Consider the following 22,357-nt stretch of genomic DNA (forward strand, 5'->3'; position numbering starts at 1 on the left):
TGCGCTCGAACGCGTCATCCGTTGAGGCCCAGAGTAGGCAAGCGGGATCGGATTTACACCCCACCTGATGCGGGTAGCTGCAAAACCCCCCTTGAGGTGGGGTGCACGATCAGGCGTTATGCGATGAGTTGTCGGAGGAGACGAGGTCGATGATCTCCTGCTTGCTGTGAACTCCCAGTTTGGAATAGATGGTCTTCTGGTAGCTCTTCACAGTGTTTTTCGATAAAAACAACGTCTCGCAGATAAACGTGAGATCGCGCCCTTGGGCTAAGAGGTAGAGAATATCTCCCTCGCGGTTGGTCAGCCCGTGCTCGGCGGCCAGATCGCCGCACCGCAGCTTTCGCACGTTTTCCTGCTCCTGTTCGAAGCGTCCCAGCAGTTCGTCGGCGGCGCGGGCTTGCGATTCCGCCCGCTTCCGTTCATGTGAGTTCACCATCCAGATGACCATGAGGATAAGATACAAAAGGAAGAACGCAACCGCCGTGGTTCGCACGAAATCGGTCGTGCTTCCCACGCCAAGCAGCTGTGCGACGTTTTGCCCGACGAACAACCCGAAGCGAGGCAGCGCGTAGGCAAGCGAGATGCCGACGATCAGCTTCGTGCGGCTTCGCGCGTACGTGACGACTACGAGATAGAACAGCGAGAGCAGAACAAGCTTCCATCCAGCGGCGGCAAGTATGTTGAGCGATACGGCGTAGTCGCTCGAGAGGAAGGGGAGAAACAATATGCCGGTTGCCAGAACGCCGAAAACCACGTTAAAGAGCAGCGAGGTTGCAGGCTTTGCCCGCAGGCCGAAGTAAGCGAGGAAGATGACGGCCGCCGCAATGCCGCCGAATTGCGATATGAGGATGGACTCGGCGGGCGAGGAGCCGGTGCCCGCAGCCGCGGTGTCGATGATGCCGTACACGATGGACAGGGCGAACGTGCACACGCCCGATACGAGAAACACATCGAGGAAATCGTTCTTCGTGAGGATCGCGTGGGACGAGGGCGCGCGTCGGGAGGTCTTATCGCCGTCGCGCCGCGGCTGTTCTGCGTGATACGCAAACGCAAGACAGACCGCCGACGCTGCCAGCAGAGCCACATGCAACGCAAGCGATGCGGCGGCGGGAGCGAAGCCGAGCAGCATGTTGATCGCCATGCCCCCGAGAGACATGATGCCGAATGCCGCGGCAACGCGGCGGGGCGAATAGCGGGAAAACGCTTCGAAGTAAAACGGCATGACGAGCCCCATGCCCAGGCCGGCCGCCGCAGCCGACGCGGCGATCACGGTAGGGTCGAGATCCGTCGTTGCGGCGAAAAACGCGCTTCCCAAAGCAAAGGCGAACCCGCCATAGCCGATCGTAAGATAGACCGTGCGCCGAAGGGGCAGCCTCGAACTTACCAGAAGCGAAAGCAGCAGCGAAGCTGCAAGTATCGAGGGGTTGAGCACGTTGTCGAACGTTGCGGGAGAAAAGTCCGGCCGACCGATGAGCCAACTGGAATAGAAAAACGAAACGCATACGGCGTACAGGCAGACGAACCCGATAACGGCAATCGGATAGCGATTTGCCGTAGGCTGCCGTGCTGCGTTGGTTGTGCGGTTTGCTTGTTCCACATCTCCTCCGTTGCGATCCTGCGGCTGCCCGCGCGAAACCAACCGCCAGGGAAGCCTGTTGCTTGACGCATCGCGGTATCGCCGTTTCGAGATTCCCTCACCTCAATGGAAAGTTCGCATCATTGTATCATTCGCCGGGCGCGCTCATGGTACCGAAGGGCCGATGCGGGCGTGCGCAGGCGTTCCTGAAAAGCCGCTTGCTTTCTTAATACAGCACCGGGTTCTCATCCATGAGCAGTTCTTTGAGGCGAGGGCGATCGAGAATTTCAAGGTGGGTCCTCGTTTTTCGCACAACACCGCGCTCCTTGAGGGATTTAAGCAGTTTGTTGCAGGTGGCGTAATGGATCAGCAGCAAACCCGAAAGTTCGTCGATGGTGAGGTTGCAGGGAATCCGGTAGACGCCATCGGATTCGGGCGCGTTCGCCTCGCAGAGCTTTTCGAGCCAGAGAAGAATGCGCTGGCTGCTCGATTGGTGGGCGGTCGTATCGAGGCGATGTCCCATCTGGGCCATGTTCATATGCGAAACGTACAGGTAATCTTCGAGAAACGCTTCGTCCTTCCGTATGAATTCCATGGTCTGGCGGTACGTGAACCCAACGAGCACGGTGTTTCTGACGGCTTTCAACGTGAAGCGGTTGGCGCCGAACGATAAGAATCCCTGTCGGCTGCAGATGACGGCATCGCCTTCCCCTCTCACGTAGAACACCGTGTACGAATCGGCGCCGCGCATCAAGCCTGCTTCGAGTGCTCCCGACTTCACGAAGTACAGATAGATGTCATCCTCGCCCTCGCACACGGCATCGATTTTTTCGTCTACAAAAAGCTTGACCACGGTTCCTTGGTCGAGATAGCGTGTGAAATCGACTCGCTGGTGCAGCGCGGACATGAAGACGATAGACGTCTCGTCATTGCATCCTTTTTGTCCCTTTACCCTCATGTCGCCTCCCGCTTGCGCCAAGGCTGCAATGCCTCGCAGATTCCCTATGCTGAATGCCTTCCCCGCATTCGCTTTCAGCTGAACGTATTGTAGCAAAGCCGATCATTCGCCAAATAGGATAAATACCCTCGCCTGCGCGCGGGTGCGACCTGCGCAAAAAATGGGGTGCTCTGCAATTCGGCGCGACTATGGACAGAACTTGTTTTTTCTTACAATCGACTCAGGGGAATCATGCCAGATCACCTCGGCAAGCAAGACGATTTAGGAGGAAGCGAATGAAAGCCAAGCAAAGACTGACTGTGCTTTCGGTGTGCCTGGTGCTCGCACTCGGCCTTTTGGCCGCATGCGCGCCAAGCGAAACGAAAGCAGACGGAAGCGACGATGCTGCGGAAAGCTCGTCGCCGATAAACTACGATAGTTTCGGGCGCATAGGGAATAACATCGGATACGCCGAAGACGGAGGGACCTATCTCGAGAATTACGCGGAGTATGCCGAAAAACTCAAGTACGCCGATAAAGTTGCTGCCAATGCAGAACGCAATACTCCCGAAACCTATACCGACCAATTCGGGTTTACCTACCAACCTGTTCCGTCCGATCCGAAGGGTTGGAACATCAGCTATCTCGATGCCGACGATCGCGGATGTCTTGCCTGCCACGAGTCGATCGAAGACGTGGTGATGAGCCTCGACACCAAGCACAACGTGTATGCGATGGGCTATCCCACGCAGGTGACGATCGCAAACTGCCTCGGTTGCCATCGCAATGCGGGGTTCGGAAACATTCAGCTCGTGGAAACGCTCCATGGCATCCATAACAGCAATCCTCAGTTCACGGCGATGGACGGCAGCTGCGATTCGTGCCACTACATCGATTCCGATGGCAAGTTCAACCTGTGGGATTACGCGAAGTATGACCTGTACAAGGGAATCACCGATGTAAAGGCAGAGGAAGCCAACCTCGACGTCACATACGATCAGGACACCATCTCGGAAAACAGCCAGCTGTTCTTCGAATCGCTCAACAACGAGCCTTCCGAGTGGCGCACCGATACCGATCCTGCGGTAGCGGACGCCTGGACGCTCGTCATCGACGGCGAAGTGGAGAACCCCATCGAGATGACGGTTACCGAGCTCGTTGAGAAGTTCGGCACCAAGAGCTCTGTTCAGAAGCAGGGCTGCATTGAAAACGCAACGGGCAATGCCTGGATCTACCAAGCAGAGCTGACCGGCGTTTCGATGAAGGACATCATCGACTACGTGAAGCCCGCTTCGACGGTTACGAACATCAAGTGCACCTCCGAAGACGGCTATAACATGGTTTCCCCTGGTTTCAAGGAGATCAACTACGAGGATTGCCTGCTCGTTACCGAGATCAACGGAGAGCCGCTTCCCGCGCATCAGGGATATCCGGTTACATTGGCGGTGCCGCGCAATTCGGCAGCTTCCTACATCAAGGCGATTCAGTCCATCAGCTTCGTAACCGCCGAAGCGGACGATTCCGATGAGGAAGAAGGGGTGGGCACGCCGCTCGACCCCGACACCGGCAAGATGCAGGGCAAGCCCAACAGCGCGATCCTCAACTATCCCGACGGCGTTGTTCTCGACGGGCAGGCCGGCAAGGAAATCACGCTCGAAGGTTACGCCGATGCGTATGATGAGCCGATTTCGAAGATCGAGTATTCCCTTGATCACGGTAAGACGTGGACGACGGTTGAGACCCCCGACAACGATCCGACCCGATGGACCTACTGGAGACTGAAGTACACGCCGCAAGAAGCGGGAAGCTATCTGCTCAAGGTGCGCACGACGAGCACGCAGCCCAACGGCGAGGATCGGGTCTGCTCGCGCGATACCAACTTCATTTTCCATGTAAAGTAGATCGGAGATACGAGCATGCAAGACTATAAGAGAAACATTCTTGCCGGCACCATGGCTGCATCCCTGGTGCTCGGCGGAGCAGGAACGGCTTTTGCCGAAGAACCCGCACAGGAAACGGATGGCACCACGGGCGCGGCGACGCCAGCTGCTGTGGAAAGCGCTGCTGCGAGCGCCTCGGCAGCCGCTGAAGCCGATGCTGCCGAGGGGGCGTTCGCCTACGATCAGACCACGATCACCCCGAACAGCATCATCAGAGACGTGTTCCAGCGTGCGACCGCGGCGCTGTGCAATGCGACCGACGATTTTGCCGTGAGCAACCCGCTTGAGTGGAAAATTGCGGTATCGGGCGATGTCGATCAGGCGTTTACGGCTGCAGTTGACGATCTTGCCTCCGAAAGCAGCGTGAAGCAGGTTATGACATGCACGTGCGGGGGAAATCCCGCCGACGGCGCCGCGATCATCACGGCCGACGTCAAGGGCATCCCGGTTTCCTACCTGCTTGATCGTGCCGAAGCCCGCTCGGGAGTCAACACCCTGACGTTCGTTTCGAGCGACGGGACCGAGCTTGCGATGCCGCTTGGCTATGTGGTGGGCAGGCACGGCGTGATTTCTTACGAGATCAACGACGAGGACCTTTCGGCTTCGGTTGGCGGCAACAACCAGCTGTGGATGACGCGCACGCCCGCCAACTACTTCATCCGCGATATCGTTGAAATCAGGATAACCAGCGAGGCGAATCCCCCTGCGAATCCCGGTGAGGAGATGGATTTTCCGAACAGTCCGAACGTGGGCATTCTCAAAGCCGAGATCGACTAGGAGGAAACGGAATAAGGCAAAACCTCGGCGCCCGCCTGTTTACCTTGCGCAGTCGCCCAACCGTCCCGTCGGCGGTCGTGCTCTGTGGCATAATATCGGCAACAAGCATACAGTTCGAAAGTCTCCGGGAGGAGACGATGACCGATACGAGGACGCACATGGTAGATCGCGTTGTTGAAAGCGGCGAAACCGAGGTTCCCGAAATTCCCGAGATTCTCGAGAAGGTTTTGCTCTTCGCACTCGACGAGGCAAAAGAGAAGATGAGCCAGGGAGCCGACGTCGTGCCGTTCACGACGCTCGTCGTTAAGGAAAACCTGTTCATTGAAAGCCATCCGGGAGACTCGGCCGAAGAGTGCTTCGCCTTCGCGCGCCACACCGTCGAGGGTGCGCGAGGAGCCGAAGCGTACGGATTCTGCTACGACGGTTACGTGGAAACCGATGCAGGTACGCAAGACGCCATCATCGCCGAGGGCGGAGTCCCCGGCGATGATGAAGGCTATGCGATCGGATATGTTTACAACATCGTCGACGACAAGCCCGTCTTCGAAAGCGATCCGGCCTACATCGGCGCCGCTCCGAACTTCATGGCGAAGCTGAAGGATGCCGCGGAATACGACGAAGAAGAGATCGACGAGAAATACCTCGACGACGAGTTTGACGAAGAAGAGGTTGCGGAAGAGGAATAGCCTCTTACGCCTGCGCCGCCGCAAGATTTCGAATCCGCCGGCTCTCCTTTTCGTTTCGAGAGCACAATGCCTTTCAGGCTCTGCGATGAACCCGATACCCGCACCCCATGCGGGTATCGGTCTGTTCAGACCCCTTTCTGATTCCTTCGCGATAGCGGATCGCGCGGCATTCGCGTCGGCTTCGCTTCCGAAACCGGTAAGGTTTCCATCCGCCCGAGTGCGCTCATGCATCTGTCGAGCATCGCGTTTTTCAGACCGGATGGGAGGCTGAAACGCGTTATGATTCCGACACGTTCGGAGGACAGGCATGGACGATGCGGCGTACCAAGTGTGTTCGAAGCGTGGAAGAGCGCAGACCGAGTGCAGAAAATTCCTTGCGGGGGCAAAACCCCTCTGCTAGAATAGGCAAGCTAATCCTGCTTCGGGTACGTGCCTTCAACAGCCCCGAAGCCGTAAAGTCCAGAGGAGGTGAGCTGATGAAGGCTTATGAATTGTTGTTTTTTGTGTCTCCGTCAATCGACGAAGAAACCCGTGCTGCAACCATGAAACGCGTTGAAACCGCCATCGCCGCAGGCGAAGGTGCCATCGATAACGTGGACGAGTGGGGAAAGCGCAAACTCGCCTATGAGATCAACGGTTTGACCGACGGTGATTACACCCTGATCGATTTCCATGCTAAACCCGAGAACATCGCGGAATTGGATCGTGTGCTGCGTATTACCGACGCAATCGTGCGTCATATGATCGTCAAGCGTACGGATCGCGACTAAGTGAGCGAATGACACGGGCGGCGATAAAAGCGCCGTCAAGCATGAGAAGAGGTGGAAGAACATGAGCATCAACCGAGTGATAATCAGCGGCAACCTGACGCGCGATCCCGAATTGCGTTCCACGGCCAGCGGCCTTCCGGTCCTCGGTTTCGGCGTTGCGGTCAACGACCGCCGCAAGAACCAGCAGACCGGCGAATGGGAAGACTATCCGAACTTCATCGACTGCACCATGTTCGGTGCGAGGGCGGAAAGCCTTTCGAGGTTCCTTTCGAAGGGAACCAAGGTCGCCATCGAGGGCAAGCTTCGGTGGAGCCAGTGGGAACGCGAGGGGCAGAAGCGCTCCAAGATCGAAGTGATCGTCGACGAGCTCGAATTCATGTCGAGCCGCGATGGTGGCGGACAATCTTACGGTTCCCAGCCCTCCTCGGGGGGATATGCGCCCGCTCCGGCGGCAGCAGCCCCGATGCCCGACGCCTCTTCTTCGGTCTATGATGAAGACATCCCGTTCTAGTAGGTACGAAAGAGGTTAGTAAAATGTCTGATTACGCAAAGCAGCCTCGTCGTAAGTACTGCCAATTCTGCAAGGAAGATGCTCAGTACATCGATTACAAAGATACACAGATGCTGCGTAAATATGTAACTGACCGCGGAAAGATCAAGCCTCGTCGCGTTACCGGTGCGTGCACCCAGCACCAGCGCGATATCGCCGCCGCCGTAAAGCGCGCGAGAGAGATGGCTTTGATGCCGTACGCGGTTCCTGCCGTCAGTGGTCGTGGCGACCGCCGCAACCGCTAGGCAAGGGGGTAACTGATGAAAGTTATTTTGCTTCAAGAACTGAAAGGCAGGGGAGGCGAAGGCGACGTGATCGAAGTCGCTGCCGGTTTCGCCAACAACTACCTGTATCCTCAGAAGATCGCTATTCCGGCTACGAAGGGCAACCTGAAGCAGCTCGAGCAGCGCAAGCACAACATCGAACTGCGCGAGGAAACCCGTCTTGGCGGCGCCTCCAAGTTCAAGGAGGCCCTTGAGGGCAACGTCGTTAAGGTCGAGGCGAAGGTTGGCGAAGAAGGCCAGCTGTTCGGCTCGGTCACGTCGGTCATGATCGCCGAGGCCATCAAAGAGGGTCTCGGACTCGATGTCGATAAAAAGCGCATCGACCTCAAGACCCCCATCAAGACCGCAGGCGAGCACGAGGTTGTCATTTCGCTGTACCGCGATATCAAGGCAACGCTGAAGCTGTTCGTCGGCGCCGCTGGCGAAGAGATTCCTTCCGAGGAAGCAGCCGAAGCGGTTGAGGCCGCCGAGGATGCCGAGGCTCGCGAAGAGCTCAAGGCCATCGAAGACGCCATCGTCGAAGAAGCCGCTGCAAGCATCGAGGCCGCCGATGCGGCTGGCGATGCCCAGGCTGCATCCGAAGCAGCTGAAACGGCCGCCGAGTTCATCGAGGCCGAGGACAAGCAGTAACCCGGTTGGCGTTCGAGTAATCGACCGTTGAGCCGACGAGGGGCCGCATCGCGTATGATGCGGCCCCTCTGCATGTGCGGGCGACGAGAGGAAGAGCTTGGAAACAGGTGGAATCGCAGTTGTCGTTTCGAAGCAACCGCGCGAGATATGCCAGCGGTTTTCCGTTCATCGGAATTTTTTTCCACAGCATGGTGCGGTGGAAAATGTGGAAAACCGCTTTCGCGGCAGGTGGGAAATGCCTGGGGAAAGGCTTGTGCTGTGGATAACCGAAACCATGGTTTTACCACACGAAAATACCTTGGTGAACTGCGGTTTTTATAGTGTACTATACTGATGCCGACAGGCGAGGACACGAGTGGAAGGATGGGCATGCCGGCTAGCGGACCAGGCTCCTACCATAATCCCGATTTTGCACCGGAAGAGACGAGCGTCGAGCAGAAACGCAAATCGCTTCCCCAAAACATCGAAGCCGAGAAGTCGGTGCTTGCCGCGTGCATGCTCAACCAGGAAGCGGTCGAGGAAATTGCGACCAAGCTCAATCCCGACAGCTTTTTCCGCCCCGCGCATCAGCGCATCTTCGAGGCAATCCTCGATCTGTACGTGCGCCATATCCCCATCGACCAGATATCGCTTGCCGATCATCTGAATGCGGCGGGGCAGCTTGAGGCGGTCGGTGGAAAGGCGTACCTCGTCGAACTGGGCGATAATACGTTTGCCCTGACGAATTGGCAAAACCATGCTGAAATCGTGAAGCGCACGGCCATTCTTCGCGAACTCATCTACGCTTCGGCGGAAATCAACGCGCTTGCCTACGACGCTCCCGACGATCTTGACGTCGTGGTCGAGGAAGCCGAGAAAACGCTGTTCAAGGTTACCGAAAAGCGCGTCTCATCAGCGTTTCAGAAAATGGACACGCTCTTGAACGATGCGTTCGAGGAAATATCGGAACTTGCGAGCCGTCAATCGCACATGGCGGGTGTTCCCTCGGGTTTCAAGGACGTCGATGATCTGTTCCATGGATTCCGCGGCGGCGATCTCGTTATCCTTGCCGCCCGTCCCGGCGTCGGCAAAACATCGTTCGCGCTGAACCTTGCGGTCAATTCGGCCAAAGAGGGAACCACGGTCGCGTTTCTTTCCCTGGAAATGAGCGCATCCCAGCTCGTGCAGAGAATCTTGTGCTCGGAGGCGCGCGTGAGCCTGTCGCGGGTACGCAGCGGCCAGCTCCAGGAAAGCGATTGGGCCGCCATCGCCGATGCATGCGGCACGCTTGCGAACCTCGATCTCTACATCGACGATACTCCGGCGCTCTCCATCCTCGAGCTGCGCGCGAAAGCCCGCCGCGAGCTGCGCGACAAGAAGCAGGGCATGATCGTGGTCGACTACTTGCAGCTTATGCAGCCGCCCCAAACGCGTCGCGACGGCAACCGCGCCGTCGAGGTCGGCGAGATATCCCGTGGCCTCAAGGTTCTCGCGAAGGAAATGGATATGCCGGTCGTGGCGCTCTCGCAGCTTTCGCGTGCCGTCGAAATGCGCGGCAAGAAACGCCCCATGCTTTCCGACCTCCGCGAATCGGGCTCGATCGAACAGGACGCCGACATCGTTGCGTTCATCGACCGAAGCATGGATGAGATCGAAGCCGAAAGCGACGATCGCCCCGACTTGGGTACTGCCGAGCTGATCGTCGCCAAGCACCGTAACGGCCCCACGCGCGATATTCCGCTTGCGTTCAATCCCGAGTTTACGAAATTCATGAACTTTGTCGACGATTCGCGCGCGGCCGGCTACGCGTAGCCGCACTGCGCCGACTTTCGCGGTACACTGGGATCATGCCTAAACGCGTCACATTCATTCATGCTGCGGATCTGCACTTGGGAGCTCCGTTCAGAGGTTTGCGCGCGCTTTCCGACACCTGGGCCGACCGTCTGCTGTCGGCGATCCCCGAAAGCTACGACCGCGTGATCGAAGCTGCGGTGGAAAACAACGTCGACTTCGTGGTGATCGCGGGCGATATCTTCGATTCGGCCCGCGCATCGTATGCCGATTACCTTCATTTCTTCGATGGCCTGCATGTACTTGACAGGGCGGGAATCCCGGCGTACCTCTGCACTGGCAACCATGATCCGTTCACGTCGTGGAAGCAGGATTTCTTCGCGTTTCCTCCGAACACGTTCATGTTCTCGGCGGACAAGCCGAGCTTCGAGGTATACGAACGCGATGGCGAACCGCTCGTGCTGCTCGGCGGGCGCGGTTACTACAACCAAACGTGGCCGTTCGATCGGGACATCGCAGAAGGGGTGAACCGCGCGGCGGCCGAGGAAGCCACGAAAGCCGCAGCCGCGCCGTTTGCGGTGGGAGTGCTGCACACCGGCTTGAACCTCGACAACACGAAAGCCCCGACCGACCCGACTGCGCTCATGCGCACGGGTATGGATTACTGGGCGCTCGGCCATATCCACAAGCGCTATCTGTATCCAGAGGATAACCCGATGCTCGTGTTTTCCGGGTGCATACAGGGGCGCGACGTCAACGAGACGGGAGAGCGGGGGGTATTCAAGGTCACGCTGACCGAAGGAGCTCCCAACCAGCTCGAATTCATTCCCACGGCGAGCGTCGTGTGGCAGAAGATGCGCGTCGACGTAGAGGACTGCGCGAGCATCGCGGAAGTGAACGAGAAGATCATGCGCGAGCTGTTCCGCGTGAACGGGAAATCGCATTGCGAAGAGATGTGCGTGCGTATCGAGCTTGTCGGCAAAACGCAGCTGCACCGGTTTCTCGAATCGCCTTCGGTGCTCGCTGACCTGCGAAAGAGCATTAACGACAGCTACGCGTTCTTCTTTTGCGATACGCTGACCGATCGAACGGAAATGCCGATCGATAAAAAAGCCCTCGCGGGCGAAGGCTTGTTCCCGGCGGTGCTCATGCAGGTCGCCCATTCTCAGAAAGAGAATGCGGAAGAGAGCCTGTTGTATCTGCAAGACGAGTTCATGAAAAAGAACCTCACGGTGCCCCGCAGCGTCGAGCGATCGCTCGACAAGCTTGCCGACGAGGCGGAGAATCTGGTGCTCGATCTTCTCGGGCAGGGCGAGGTGCGCTGATGAACGAGTTATCGCATGAAGCACCGCACAGGATGGAGCCAGGCGAGGGAGGATCCATCAGCAGCCTGTATGTAAGCCGCATGAAAATCGTGAGCTTCGGCTCGTTCTCGAATCGCGTGATCGGTCCGTTTACGCCCCACCTCAACGTAGTCCATGGGAAAAACGAGGCGGGCAAGACCACGCTGAACGCGTTTTTCGGGGGAGTCCTGTTCGGTTGGGAAGACGCGCGCGGGGCGAGGAACACTTACAAACCCAGCAATGCAGAGAGGGCGGGGTCGATCTTTTTCGCCGACGAGGAAACCGACGAAGAGATCGAGCTTGTGCGTGTGAAGAACGCCGAGGGTTTGCAGGGCCCCGAGTATCTGCTCGACGATATCGACAAGGAAACGTTCCAGACCATGTTCGCGCTGACAAGCGACGAGCTGCGCAGCCTGCGAAACACGACGGACGTGACCGCGAAGCTGCTCACGGCTGGCTCGGGCACGGGCGCTTCCCCGGCGCAGGCGCTCGGTGAGATCCAGCGGCGCATCGCGGAGTATACCTCGCGCGCTTCGGGGATCGATCATTCCATTACGCAGCTGTCTGCCGAACTCGACGATCTGCGCGCGAAGATAGCCCGGGCCGGAGATGAGTCCGAACGATTCAAGCACCAGGATAAGGAATTCCACGAGCTTGCCCCGCAGCGCGAGGCGCTCATCGCGTCGCTTCAAAAGCTCAACGCCGAGATAGAGGCGCTTTCGGCGGGCAAGGCGAGCCTCGAGAAGCTCGATGAGGAGCTTGCGCACAGCCTTGACAAGCGCAAGGAGCTGCTCGAAGAGGAACGAGAGCTCGTTGCCGACCATCGTCGCCACGAGCAGGCCATCGACCCCGGGCTTACGTCGATAGCTCCCGCAGAAGAGCACTCGCTGCGCGATCGCATCGATATGCTTTCCGAAGAACGCAGCAAATGCCAGCACAGCGTCGATCTTGCGAAGGAAAACTACACCGATTCGAAATCGAACTACGAGGCGCTTCTCGAGGCGCCCGATCTTCAGGAGCTCGAGAACCGGGCTCGCAGGCAGCGCCATGTTCAGATCGCCCTGTCAGTCGCCCTTCCCGTGCTGTTCGTGATAGCAGGCGTGCCCGTATTCATGCACGGGCGGGAAATCACGAGCCTTTCGTTCACTGCGCTCGGAATCATCTTGGTCGTGTTCGCTCTTTTCCTAGCGGGCGCCGCACTTGTCATGCTGTTCAGGCCTTCGAAAACCGAAGAGGCGCTCACGCAGCGCAAGCAGGATGCGCAGTGGATCATGCTGCAGGATAAAAAGAAGCTCGAAACCTGCGAAGAGGGCCTTGCCGCCCAGATGATCCAGACCACGACCTTCCTCGAGCGCTCGGGGCTCGGCGCCGCGCAGGGTTCGCTTCGCCGCGCACGCTCCCTGCTCGACGAAGCGAGGGACGCCCGCGCTGCTTCGGGGCTGTTCGTGCAGAAGCAGCAGGCGCTCGTTGCGCAGCTCTCATCCATCGAGGATCGCTTGGCCGACATCCAGAGCCAGAAGGGCAGCTTGTACAGACGCCTCGGCCTCGCCGTCGACACGCCGCTCTCCGATATTGCGACGCTTATCGAGCAGAAATCCCACCAGCGCTCGGGCCTTATCGAGACGAGCGAGAACGTTAACCGGCGCTACGGCGAGCTCAAGCAAGAGCTCGCCCATGCGAAGCACCTGCGGAACTTCGACGCGCTCAAGCTCGAATACCAGCAAGTGAATACGCAGCTTGCAGAAAGCGAGCAGGATCTCGCGCGGCTTCTGCTTGCCAAGCACATGCTCGAATCGGCCATCACCGCATGGGAAAGCAAGAGCCAGCCCGAGGTGTACCGGCAGGCAAGCCGCCTTCTCTCGATGATGACGGCGGGCGCGTGGGTGCAGGTTCGCATGAGCGAGGAAGGGAAGCTCCAGGTGATAGATCGGGTGAAAACGGTTCGCGAGCCCATCCACTTGTCGCTTGGAACCTGCCAGCAGCTGTACTTGAGCCTGCGCATAGCGCTGCTCATGACGGCGGAAAACGTGGGGCGCGCCATCCCCATCATGGCCGATGACATCTTGGTCAATTTCGACGAAGAGCGCCGGCGCGGCGCGGTTGGCGCATTGAAGGAGCTGTCGGCCCGCCGGCAGGTGATTCTCTTCACGTGCCACGAGGAAATTGTAAGGCTCATGCAGGATGCCGATTCGCAGCTCAACTTGGTCGAACTGTAATATAATCGGAATTTGCTGAGGTAAGGCGGGCGAGGGCCCGCATACGCACGACCGGAGCGGTTCGGGAAACCCCGGACGCGAACGGCCAAGGAAAGGAACGAACGACATGCCCAGTACGGTTCTCGTCGGCGCCCAGTGGGGCGACGAAGGAAAAGGCAAAATCACCGACATGATTTCGAGCGATTACGATTATGTCGTCCGTTACCAAGGGGGGAACAACGCAGGCCATACGGTCATTCACGGCGATCGTAAGCTTGCACTGCACCTCATTCCGTCGGGCATCATGTACGAAAACGCGGTGCCGGTCATCGGCAACGGGGTCGTAATCGATCCGGGTGTGCTCGTCAAAGAGATGGCCATGCTCGAAGCGGAGGGCATCTCGTGCGAACGTCTGCTCATCTCGTGCGACGCTCACGTCATCATGCCGTACCACAAAGATTTCGACGGCGCCGACGAGAAGCGCCTCGGCGAAAACAAGATCGGAACCACCAAGCGCGGCATCGGCCCTTGCTATCAGGATAAGGCTGCTCGCAAAGGCATTCGCATCCAGGATCTGCTCGACGAGAAAATCTTCCGCCTCAAGGTGGAAACCGCTCTTGCGCAGAAGAACCCCGTGCTCGAGAAGATCTACGGCATGCCGACCTATACGGTCGAGGAGATCTGCGAAGAATACCTCCCCTATGCGCGCATCCTCAAACCGCACATGACCGAATCGGCCCAACTTTTGAACGACGCGCTCCGTGCGGGCAAGAACATCCTGTTCGAAGGCGCGCAGGGAACGCTCCTCGACATCGATCACGGCACGTACCCCTACGTTACCTCGTCTTCATGCTGCGCCGGCGGTGCGGCAACGGGCAGCGGCGTGGGTCCTACGGCCATCGATAAGGTGCTCGGTATCCAGAAGGCCTACGTTACCCGCGTGGGTGGCGGCCCCTTCCCGACCGAGCAGCGCTATGCCGAAGACGGCGGTACGCCCGAAGAGGCCGAGGTCGGCGAAACGCTTTGCGAAGTGGGTGGCGAGTTCGGCGTGACGACGGGTCGCAAGCGCCGCTGCGGTTGGTTCGATGCGGTTATCGGACGCTACGCGGCCGAGGTCAACGGCCTGACCGACGTGGCGCTTACCAAGCTCGACGTGCTTTCGGCGTTCGAAACCATCAAAGTATGCGTCGCCTACGAATGCGAAGGCAAAACCTACGATTACTTCCCCATGCAGCAAAGCGTGCTCTTCCACGCCAAGCCCATTTACAAGGAACTACCGGGTTGGAAGGGCGTTGATATCACCGGATGCAAGACGTTCGAGGAGCTCCCCGAAAATGCCCGCGCATACGTGGAGTACCTCGAGGAGATCACGGGCGTGCGCATTTCGATCATCGCCGTCGGCCCCGACCGCGATCAGACGATCCTGCGCGGTTGGCAGGCGTAATCGAATTGTTTCACGTGAAACATTTGTTCGTGTAAAGCAGTAGGAAAGGATTTGCAGTGAACATCTTGGTTTTGGGAGGCGGCGGGCGCGAACACGCGATTGCCTGGGCGCTTGCTCAATCACCGAACTGCGACGATCTGTTCGTCGCTCCCGGCAACGGGGGTACGGCGCAGATTGCCGAGAACATAGCCACGCTCGACGTCGATTCGGGTGCAGCCGTACTCGGGTTCTCGCGCGATCACGATATCGATATGGTGGTGATCGGCCCCGAAGCCCCGCTCGTCGCGGGCGTTGCCGATGTGCTGCGTGAGGCGGGCATCGCCGTGTTCGGCCCCGATGCGCAGGGCGCGCGCCTGGAGGGCAGCAAGACCTACAGCAAGCAGTTCATGGAAGACAACGGCATCCCGACTGCGCGCTATGCGAGCTTCACCGAACTTGATCCCGCTCTTGCCTACATCCGCGAACTGGGTGCCCCCATCGTCGTGAAGGCAGACGGGCTGGCTGCGGGCAAAGGCGTTTTCGTTGCCGAAACCGAAGAGGTTGCCGAAGATGCGGTGCGCAGCTGCTTCGATGGCGCGTTCGGCGATGCGGGCTCCACGGTGCTCATCGAGGAGTGCCTGACCGGCCCCGAGTGCTCGCTGCTCGCGTTCGTTACGAACGGGCATGCCTTCTGCATGACCACCGCGCAGGATCACAAGCGTGCGTTCGACGGCGATCGCGGTCCGAACACCGGCGGTATGGGCGTGTATTCGCCGGTGCCGATCGTCACCGATGAAGAGCTCGCCGAAATGCGGCGCATCATGGAGGTTGCCGCCGCAGCGACGGCGAAAGAGCCGTTCGAACATGACTATCGCGGCGTTCTGTACGGTGGGTTCATGCTGACCCCCGAAGGGCCGAAGGTCCTTGAATTCAACGCGCGTTTCGGCGATCCCGAAACGCAGGTTGTGCTGCCCCGCCTTGAAAGCGATCTGGTCGAGGTCATGTACGCGGTTGCCCAGGGGCGCTTCGAGGATATCGATCTTCGCTGGTCGGATACCTGGGCGGTCTGCGTTGTGCTTGCAAGCGAAGGGTACCCGGGCGCATACGAAAAAGGCAAGGTCATCCTGGGCATCGACGAGGCGGAAGACCTCAAGGGCGTGACGGTGTTCCACGCGGGCACCGCGCTCAACAGCGATGGCGAGCTTATCACCGCCGGTGGCCGCGTGCTCAACGTGGTTGCGCTCGGCGAAAGCTTCGACGATGCGCGCGAAGCTGCTTACGATGCGGTCGATCTCATCAACTTCGAGGGCAAGCAGTACCGAACCGACATCGGCAAGCGCGCGGCATCCGGGCGCGGAGCTTGGGAGTAACCCGTATGCTTTCCGAACGAATGCTTTCCACCGTTGTTCGTCAATGCACGAAGAGCTACCTTAAGCTCGAGCCGACCAATGATGCGTACGTTCCCGCGCCTGCGCCGGGCCAGCCCTATATGCTCTACATGCACGTGCCGTTCTGCGAGAGGCTCTGCCCGTACTGCTCGTTCAACCGTTTTCCCTTTGACGAAGGGCGCGCGGTTCCGTATTTCGAGAACATGCGCAAAGAGATGCTCATGCTCAAGGATCTCGGGTACGATTTCGAAAGCCTGTACGTGGGCGGCGGTACCCCGACCATCATGATCGACGAGCTGTGCGATACGATCGATCTGGCGAAAGAAACGTTTTCCATCAAAGAGGTTTCGAGCGAAACCAACCCGAATCACCTCATTCCGTCGTATCTCGATAAGCTGCAGGGTCGCGTGCAGCGGCTCTCCGTAGGGGTGCAAAGCTTCGATGACGGCCTGCTGAAGCAGATGGATCGCTACGACAAATACGGCTGCGGTGAAGAAATTCTCGAGCGCGTGCGCGAGGCGAGCCCGTATTTCACCTCGTTGAACGTGGATATGATATTCAACTTCCCCGCGCAGACCGAGGCGATCCTGCGCGCCGATCTCGAGCGCGTGATAGAAAGCGGCACGAGTCAGACGACGTTCTATCCGCTCATGGCGTCGCCGTCGGTTGCCCGTTCGCTCAAAGCAACGGTCGGCAAGGTGGATTACACGCGCGAGCGGAAGTTCTACGAGATCATTTCCGAAACGCTTGCCGGGGGGTCCAACCCACTCTTCAAGCATGGGAGCGCTTGGACGTTCAACAAGGCCGAACTCGATGAGTCGGGCGAAGACGTCATGATCGACGAATACGTGGTGGATTACGAAGAGTATCCCGCCATCGGCAGCGGCGGCATCACCTACCTGGGCGAATCGTTGTACGTGAACACGTTCTCGGTGCAGGAATACAACAAGGCGATCGAGGCGGGGCGCATGTCGCTTATGGGTAAGACCACGTTCTCGAAACATGATCGCATGCGTTACCGCTTCATGATGCAGTTGTTCGGTCTGCGCCTCGACAAGAAGCAGTTCGAGAAGGATTTCGGATGTACGATCGAGCGAGGCTTGCCTGTTGAGATGACGTTCATGAAAGCGTGCGGAGCCTTTGCGACCGACGATGAGAACGAGCTGACGCTTACGGCGAAGGGGCGCTATCTCATGGTGGTCATGATGCGCCAATTCTTCATCGGAGTGAATAACCTGCGCGATCAAGCCCGCGCGGCGTTGACGGGAGAGGAGCGCGAGCTCATCTTCGGCTGACGCGCGAATCTGCGGTCGCCGCTTCGGATGCAGGCGAGCGAGTCGCGCGTGACGGCTACTTGCCAGCCGAATGACAAATGCTTGACAAAAGGGCCTCTTGCAGGCTCTTTTTCATCTGCGGCCGTATACTCTATATTCCATGTGCTCGACAATGCACATGCTGCGCGTGAGAAACGAACCGACCGAACGGGAGGCGAAAGGTCGTATGTTGAACGAAACGCAAATCGACGAGTTGATTGCCCACGGCATCGACTATCGCGGCGGCGTCGACCGCTTCGGGGGCAATTCCGCCATGTTCGAGAAGTTCATCTTTCGCTACCTTGACGACGAGCATTACTCCCTGCTTGTCGCAGCGGTTGAAGCAGGCGATGCGGAGGAAGGGTTTCGCGTGGCCCATACGCTCAAGGGCGTGGTGGGCAACCTTTCGTTCTCGTCGTACTTCGCCGTGCTCGATCCGGTGACCGAATCCCTCCGATCAGGCGATTTGGAGTCTGCTCGCCGTTTGATGCCCAATGTCGAAAAAGCCCATATGGAAACGATAGCTATTTTGGAGCAGTTGAGCTAAACTAGCGTCTTCTTAATTCCACGTTGTATACTAATCGTTTACGGAAGCGATCAAGTATGCAGGGAGCGAATTCGCTCTTGTGGAGATGGAGACGATTGCTGGTTTATGCTTGGCCAGGATAGGAATAATCGGGGTTTTACCCTAGCTGAACTGCTGCTGTCGATTGCAATAGTCTTGATTCTTGCGGCCCTGGTCGCCCCCTCCATCGCCAATATCCAACGCACCGCGCGCATAGCGCAGCTCGATTCCGCCGCAAGCGACATCGCCGTAGCCGCCCAGCAGCAGATGACTTCGATGAAGGTGTCGGGCACGTGGCTCGCCCTGTTCGACGACGGCGGCGTGCTGGCGGGAAGCCCCGCGGCCACGGGGGTGCCCTCCGCTGTGACCGACAGCCATCCCGTAAGCAACGATTTGTGCTACATGACCGCCGATCAGGCGCGCAGCAGCGGTGTTCTTCCCGCCGACTCGATCGATTCCGAGGTGCGCAACGGCGATTTCATCATCGAGTACAGCGTTTCGACGGCAACGGTGTTCGGCGTTTTCTACACGGATGGCAAGACGGGCTTCTTTCAAGATCAGCCGATCCTCGGCGCAGCGACTCCTGCCCAGACCTACTACATCGATGGCGGCGATTCTGCGGTAAAGCGAATGCAGAGCGCGCGCCTGCAAGCCGATCCGCTCATCGGCTACTACGGCGGGACGCCCGCGGGGGCAACCAACGCGGTAGCGCTTGCCAATCCGACCATCTGGGTTGATGAGGAAAGCGGTCTGCTGTGCATCCAGGATACGAACCTTTCGAAGCATGGCGAATGGTTGACCAGTCTCGAAGTTCTCATCGAGAACCAAAAGACGGGCTCGACGGCAACCATCGCTTTTGCCGGGCTGCAAGGCGGCAAATATGTAGGAACGTATCAGGGAGGAGCTAAAAGCGATAGCCTTCTTACCTACCAGAACAGCGGTGATACGAAGCTCTACTCGGTAGGCTACCGTTCGCCTCTCGACGATCCGTCCTTGCCCGCCGACGTGTACACGTTCGACCTCGAGATGCTCAAAGCAACCGGCGATAAAAGCCTGAATGCCCTTGCGGAAGGATTCTCCTACGGGGATACGGTCAAAGTTACGGCAACCGTCAAGACCGGCCAGGTGGCTTACACGCCAACCTCTTCGACCGCCTACATCGAATGGCCCGAGCCCGTTTCGATGTTGCGCGTTGTGGTAACCGATCCCTCGAACGGGGAGAACGCTACGAACGGCGAGCGCATAACCGGCACGTATCGAGGACCCGAGATCAGGCAGATTCCCAAAAGCGGGGATGACCAGGTAACCGGATTCGACGATCTGAAATCGTACGCTGAAAAGCACACCATCAAAAATACGAGCAGCACGCTTACCGGGGAAAACGAAGAAGCGGCTTACCAGCGGTACAAAGGCGGGCAGATAAGCTTTGCAGATGCGCTTGCGAATCTCGTCGATATCGAAGCGGCGGTGGGGGGATATGCACCCGCTGACGAGGCGGGCGAATACCGATATCAGATTTACGAGCTGTGGCTCGGCGTCGGCTCGGATGCTGCAACGAGCAAGAAACAGCGAATCGGATACATGGTTGACAACGAATGGAAGTGGGTTGCGGCCGGCGAGACGCTGTCTTCGTGCATAAGCGGCCTGAGCGCCGGTGCCGATACGGCGGGAACCACAACGCTTTCGATCGATCCGGTATCTTTCAGCGAGAAGCTGGGGGAACTCGGACTTGAAAACGAAGTGATTACGATCTACATCCGCACCGCGCCGAGCATCGACGATGTGCGCAAGTACATTACGGGGCAGTCCGATCCTTACGGGCACGACGAGAGCTCGCTCGGACAGATACCGAAGATAGACGGGGAGCTCACGGGCAACTTGACGATGGGATCGCGCGGAACGGAAGCCGCCGCGCAGAAGGAATTCCGCCGACTCTTCGAAAACGAGTTCGGATGTTCGTCGTCTGACTGCTCGTGGGCGTTAACGAAGAAGTCGGATTCGGGGCAGTTCGGAAAAAACGGGAGCAATTTTCCGGGCAACGCGAAGGACATACGCATCTACTATGCAGTAACGCCGGCATTCGCATTCAATGCAACGCTCAATGCCGCCGACAACGAAGTGACGAATGCGGCATTGTGGTACTACTCTGCGAAAGAGAAGACCGTCTACTCGCAGGCGATGGTGTATCCCTCGCGCAGCGGGAACCCGTATTACATGGCTTCGACGAGAAGCAGCGGTCAGATAAACGCCGATTTCGAACTGATGACCACAAGGGACTATCTGTTCTACCGCGTCTTGAAATTCTACGGGAAAACCTCGCTTGACGGCAAAACCATTGCGCTCGATATGGATCTCCAGTACGTGCCGTTCTCGTTCCAGAACGACGCGCGCGTTGCCACGCTTCCTTACGGCAACGCGATCAACGACGAAGCAGGCAAGCTCGCGAAGGTTTTTTCGCAATGGGTCACCAACGATACGAACCCGAAAGGCCGAGATCCCCTTGTTCTCGAGGCCGATGCGCTTCTTGGAAGCTATCACGAAAGCCTTGATTACATGGGAGCGTCTTTGTACGCCGAATACGTCGATGCCGGCATCGGCATGATGTATTTGGAATTTGGCGAAAACGAAACGACGGGCGAGCAGGTAACGGGCTATTCGGGCTATTTGACCCCCGGGCAGGGAAAGGTCGAGAACCTGCTTACCAACGATTCGAGCATAACGAGTTGGGGATACTATGCGCTGGTTCCCTCGGCATTGGACACGGGCCGGGCGCCCAAAGTTTCGGGCAACGACATGATAATCTCCGCCGATTCGAAGACGGTGGTTATCAAAGGCGTTTCCTACCGGGCGTACCAGGTGCGGCCGCGGGGAAATGCAGCTAAGGCCCGCAATCTTTCGGGAACGCTGACGCTTCCCGCTCTCGGCGATCAGACGTATGCGTATACGATCAACAGCAACTTCGCCTGCGCAGTCGAAATAGACGGGAACAAGGCGCAGAACTGGGGCAAGTCGGAAGGGAACTCCTGGCAGGTGCGGCATGCGACGCAGTTCATCGGAGCCCTATCGCTTCTTGACAAGGTTCAGCTTACCTACGTCGGCGACTGCTTTGCGCAAACGCACACCATCGATATGAAAGACGTATCCGAGACGGATCCCAAGCTGAGCATCAAGCTCGACAACGTGTTCACGGGAATCTACGATGGCGGCAGCGAAGCCGGAAACGTTGTCAAAAACGTGCAGTACTGCCTGACGAGCTATTACGTCATCAACAATTCGCCGATCGCACTCGGTCGGGGAAGCGGCATGTTTCCAAAGGTCGCCGGAGTGACGGTTGAGGGCGGGGATGGCTCGACGTCGACGACGAAGGCGCAAATCAAAAACATCAAAGCGGTGGTGAGCGGCTCGGATTTCGGCGAAGGAAGCAAGGGCGTTTACGAATGGGCCACGCAAAGCCCCTACTCCCATGTGGGGGTTATCGTAGGCTATATGGAAGACTGCGACATGAGCGGCTGCGAGATCGTGGGAGATGCCGATGACGTTCCAACCATCAAGATGGTGTTTCAGACGACTTCGATCCGAGGATGGGGTTTGATCTTCGGCGGCGCGGAGAACAGCACCGTGTCGGATTGCGAAGTAAGCTCGATCAACCTGATAGCTACGAGGAAAAACAGCACCCAGTGGGATGGATGGGATGAAAACCCGAAGATGGGGGCTCTCGGAGGCCAGGCCATCGATACGGAAATCACCCGATGCTCCGTGAAAAAGGCGGATATCGGCACCGACATAAAAACAAAAGAGCAAAAGGATCTTGCCATAGGAGGCCTGGTCGGCGATATATCGGGCGACGAGAGCTCATGCAGCAACGTTGTGCTCGAGTCGGTGAACTTGATAATCGCGCCCGAACAATACGATGCAAAGCGAAAACGCGATCTGCATTTCGGTGGATTGGCGGGCAGGAGTACTGTCGCCTTCGATGACACGTGCTCGTTTAGCCAGGTTGTGCTCAAGGTGGGGGCGGTTGCCGCCTACGATGTGGTTGCGGCTGCGAACGAGATCGTGGAGAGCGTATCGGCGATATCGGAGGAACCGGCGGCCCAAGAGCCGAAAAACGATCCCGTCGAAGACGGCGCTTCGGATGCGCCGGAGGTCGCGCCTTTGACCAGCGAGGCCGATGGCTTGACGGATGCCGAGCAGGAAGCGGCGGCGTAGC

The 22,357-nt window shown here is 58.3% G+C and carries 17 protein-coding genes; 15 read left to right on the plus strand and 2 right to left on the minus strand.

The window, feature by feature from the left end; all coding sequences use genetic code 11:
- Positions 1-109: 109 nt before the first annotated feature.
- Together C1719_RS00530 and C1719_RS00535 are read right to left on the minus strand one after the other, a co-directional pair.
- The gene (locus C1719_RS00530) at positions 110-1,597 is read right to left on the minus strand and encodes a response regulator transcription factor (RefSeq protein ID WP_102373924.1); all 1,488 of its coding nucleotides are present in this window, start codon (positions 1,595-1,597) and stop codon (positions 110-112) included.
- Between the two features lie 205 nt (positions 1,598-1,802).
- Positions 1,803-2,534, minus strand: coding sequence for a Crp/Fnr family transcriptional regulator (locus tag C1719_RS00535; protein WP_146007810.1), 732 nt, complete (start codon positions 2,532-2,534; stop codon positions 1,803-1,805).
- A 275-nt stretch (positions 2,535-2,809) separates the two neighbouring features.
- Between C1719_RS00535 and C1719_RS00540 the strand changes: the two genes are divergently transcribed.
- The 15 genes from C1719_RS00540 (at position 2,810) to C1719_RS00610 (ending at position 22,356) form a co-directional block, all read left to right on the plus strand.
- Positions 2,810-4,414 (plus strand): molybdopterin-dependent oxidoreductase, encoded by a 1,605-nt coding sequence (locus C1719_RS00540; protein WP_180963396.1) that lies wholly within the window; start codon positions 2,810-2,812, stop codon positions 4,412-4,414.
- Between the two features lie 15 nt (positions 4,415-4,429).
- A complete protein-coding gene (locus tag C1719_RS00545) occupies positions 4,430-5,230 on the plus strand; it encodes a molybdopterin-dependent oxidoreductase (protein WP_102373321.1) in 801 nt (266 codons plus the stop codon).
- A 158-nt stretch (positions 5,231-5,388) separates the two neighbouring features.
- Positions 5,389-5,916: a hypothetical protein gene (locus C1719_RS00550; RefSeq protein ID WP_102373925.1), complete on the plus strand. Its 528-nt coding sequence runs from the start codon at positions 5,389-5,391 to the stop codon at positions 5,914-5,916.
- 476 nt (positions 5,917-6,392) lie between these two features.
- Entirely contained in the window at positions 6,393-6,686 is a 294-nt protein-coding gene (gene rpsF / locus C1719_RS00555; RefSeq protein ID WP_102373322.1) for a 30S ribosomal protein S6, read from the plus strand.
- A gap of 61 nt (positions 6,687-6,747) precedes the next feature.
- On the plus strand, positions 6,748-7,197 hold the full coding sequence (locus C1719_RS00560) for a single-stranded DNA-binding protein (RefSeq protein ID WP_102373323.1): 450 nt from the start codon (positions 6,748-6,750) through the stop codon (positions 7,195-7,197).
- Between the two features lie 23 nt (positions 7,198-7,220).
- Entirely contained in the window at positions 7,221-7,481 is a 261-nt protein-coding gene (rpsR, locus tag C1719_RS00565; RefSeq protein WP_102373324.1) for a 30S ribosomal protein S18, read from the plus strand.
- A gap of 15 nt (positions 7,482-7,496) precedes the next feature.
- Positions 7,497-8,150: a 50S ribosomal protein L9 gene (rplI, locus tag C1719_RS00570; RefSeq protein WP_102373325.1), complete on the plus strand. Its 654-nt coding sequence runs from the start codon at positions 7,497-7,499 to the stop codon at positions 8,148-8,150.
- Positions 8,151-8,519: 369 nt separating this feature from the next.
- Positions 8,520-9,941 carry a replicative DNA helicase gene (gene dnaB / locus C1719_RS00575; RefSeq protein WP_102373326.1) on the plus strand — a complete coding sequence of 474 codons (1,422 nt, stop codon included), beginning with the start codon at positions 8,520-8,522 and terminating at the stop codon, positions 9,939-9,941.
- A 35-nt stretch (positions 9,942-9,976) separates the two neighbouring features.
- Positions 9,977-11,245 (plus strand): metallophosphoesterase family protein, encoded by a 1,269-nt coding sequence (locus tag C1719_RS00580; RefSeq protein WP_102373327.1) that lies wholly within the window; start codon positions 9,977-9,979, stop codon positions 11,243-11,245.
- A complete protein-coding gene (locus C1719_RS00585; RefSeq protein ID WP_245874221.1) occupies positions 11,245-13,479 on the plus strand; it encodes an ATP-binding protein in 2,235 nt (744 codons plus the stop codon). The genes C1719_RS00580 and C1719_RS00585 overlap by 1 nt, the downstream gene beginning before the upstream one ends.
- A 106-nt stretch (positions 13,480-13,585) precedes the next feature.
- Complete coding sequence (locus tag C1719_RS00590) at positions 13,586-14,902, plus strand: adenylosuccinate synthase (RefSeq protein ID WP_102373328.1); 1,317 nt, start codon at positions 13,586-13,588, stop codon at positions 14,900-14,902.
- A gap of 56 nt (positions 14,903-14,958) precedes the next feature.
- Positions 14,959-16,251 (plus strand): phosphoribosylamine--glycine ligase, encoded by a 1,293-nt coding sequence (gene purD, locus C1719_RS00595; protein WP_102373329.1) that lies wholly within the window; start codon positions 14,959-14,961, stop codon positions 16,249-16,251.
- Positions 16,252-16,256: 5 nt separating this feature from the next.
- The gene (locus C1719_RS00600) at positions 16,257-17,564 is read left to right on the plus strand and encodes a coproporphyrinogen III oxidase family protein (protein WP_102373330.1); all 1,308 of its coding nucleotides are present in this window, start codon (positions 16,257-16,259) and stop codon (positions 17,562-17,564) included.
- 205 nt (positions 17,565-17,769) lie between these two features.
- The gene (locus C1719_RS00605; RefSeq protein ID WP_102373331.1) at positions 17,770-18,129 is read left to right on the plus strand and encodes an Hpt domain-containing protein; all 360 of its coding nucleotides are present in this window, start codon (positions 17,770-17,772) and stop codon (positions 18,127-18,129) included.
- Between the two features lie 105 nt (positions 18,130-18,234).
- Entirely contained in the window at positions 18,235-22,356 is a 4,122-nt protein-coding gene (locus C1719_RS00610) for a prepilin-type N-terminal cleavage/methylation domain-containing protein (protein WP_102373332.1), read from the plus strand.
- Position 22,357: the final 1 nt, after the last annotated feature.

The sequence above is a fragment of the Raoultibacter massiliensis genome, from assembly GCF_900199545.1.
Lineage (GTDB): Bacteria > Actinomycetota > Coriobacteriia > Coriobacteriales > Eggerthellaceae > Raoultibacter > Raoultibacter massiliensis.

Excerpts from the sequence above, each read along its gene's own strand:
- C1719_RS00535 (WP_146007810.1), bottom strand. The coding sequence starts at position 2,534 with ATGAGGGTAAAGGGACAAAAAGGATGCAATGACGAGACGTCTATCGTC.
- C1719_RS00540 (WP_180963396.1), top strand. The coding sequence starts at position 2,810 with ATGAAAGCCAAGCAAAGACTGACTGTGCTTTCGGTGTGCCTGGTGCTC.
- C1719_RS00545 (WP_102373321.1), top strand. The coding sequence starts at position 4,430 with ATGCAAGACTATAAGAGAAACATTCTTGCCGGCACCATGGCTGCATCC.
- C1719_RS00550 (WP_102373925.1), top strand. The coding sequence starts at position 5,389 with ATGGTAGATCGCGTTGTTGAAAGCGGCGAAACCGAGGTTCCCGAAATT.
- rpsF (WP_102373322.1), top strand. The coding sequence starts at position 6,393 with ATGAAGGCTTATGAATTGTTGTTTTTTGTGTCTCCGTCAATCGACGAA.
- C1719_RS00560 (WP_102373323.1), top strand. The coding sequence starts at position 6,748 with ATGAGCATCAACCGAGTGATAATCAGCGGCAACCTGACGCGCGATCCC.
- rpsR (WP_102373324.1), top strand. The coding sequence starts at position 7,221 with ATGTCTGATTACGCAAAGCAGCCTCGTCGTAAGTACTGCCAATTCTGC.
- rplI (WP_102373325.1), top strand. The coding sequence starts at position 7,497 with ATGAAAGTTATTTTGCTTCAAGAACTGAAAGGCAGGGGAGGCGAAGGC.
- dnaB (WP_102373326.1), top strand. The coding sequence starts at position 8,520 with ATGCCGGCTAGCGGACCAGGCTCCTACCATAATCCCGATTTTGCACCG.
- C1719_RS00580 (WP_102373327.1), top strand. The coding sequence starts at position 9,977 with ATGCCTAAACGCGTCACATTCATTCATGCTGCGGATCTGCACTTGGGA.
- C1719_RS00585 (WP_245874221.1), top strand. The coding sequence starts at position 11,245 with ATGAACGAGTTATCGCATGAAGCACCGCACAGGATGGAGCCAGGCGAG.
- C1719_RS00590 (WP_102373328.1), top strand. The coding sequence starts at position 13,586 with ATGCCCAGTACGGTTCTCGTCGGCGCCCAGTGGGGCGACGAAGGAAAA.
- C1719_RS00600 (WP_102373330.1), top strand. The coding sequence starts at position 16,257 with ATGCTTTCCGAACGAATGCTTTCCACCGTTGTTCGTCAATGCACGAAG.
- C1719_RS00605 (WP_102373331.1), top strand. The coding sequence starts at position 17,770 with ATGTTGAACGAAACGCAAATCGACGAGTTGATTGCCCACGGCATCGAC.
- C1719_RS00610 (WP_102373332.1), top strand. The coding sequence starts at position 18,235 with ATGCTTGGCCAGGATAGGAATAATCGGGGTTTTACCCTAGCTGAACTG.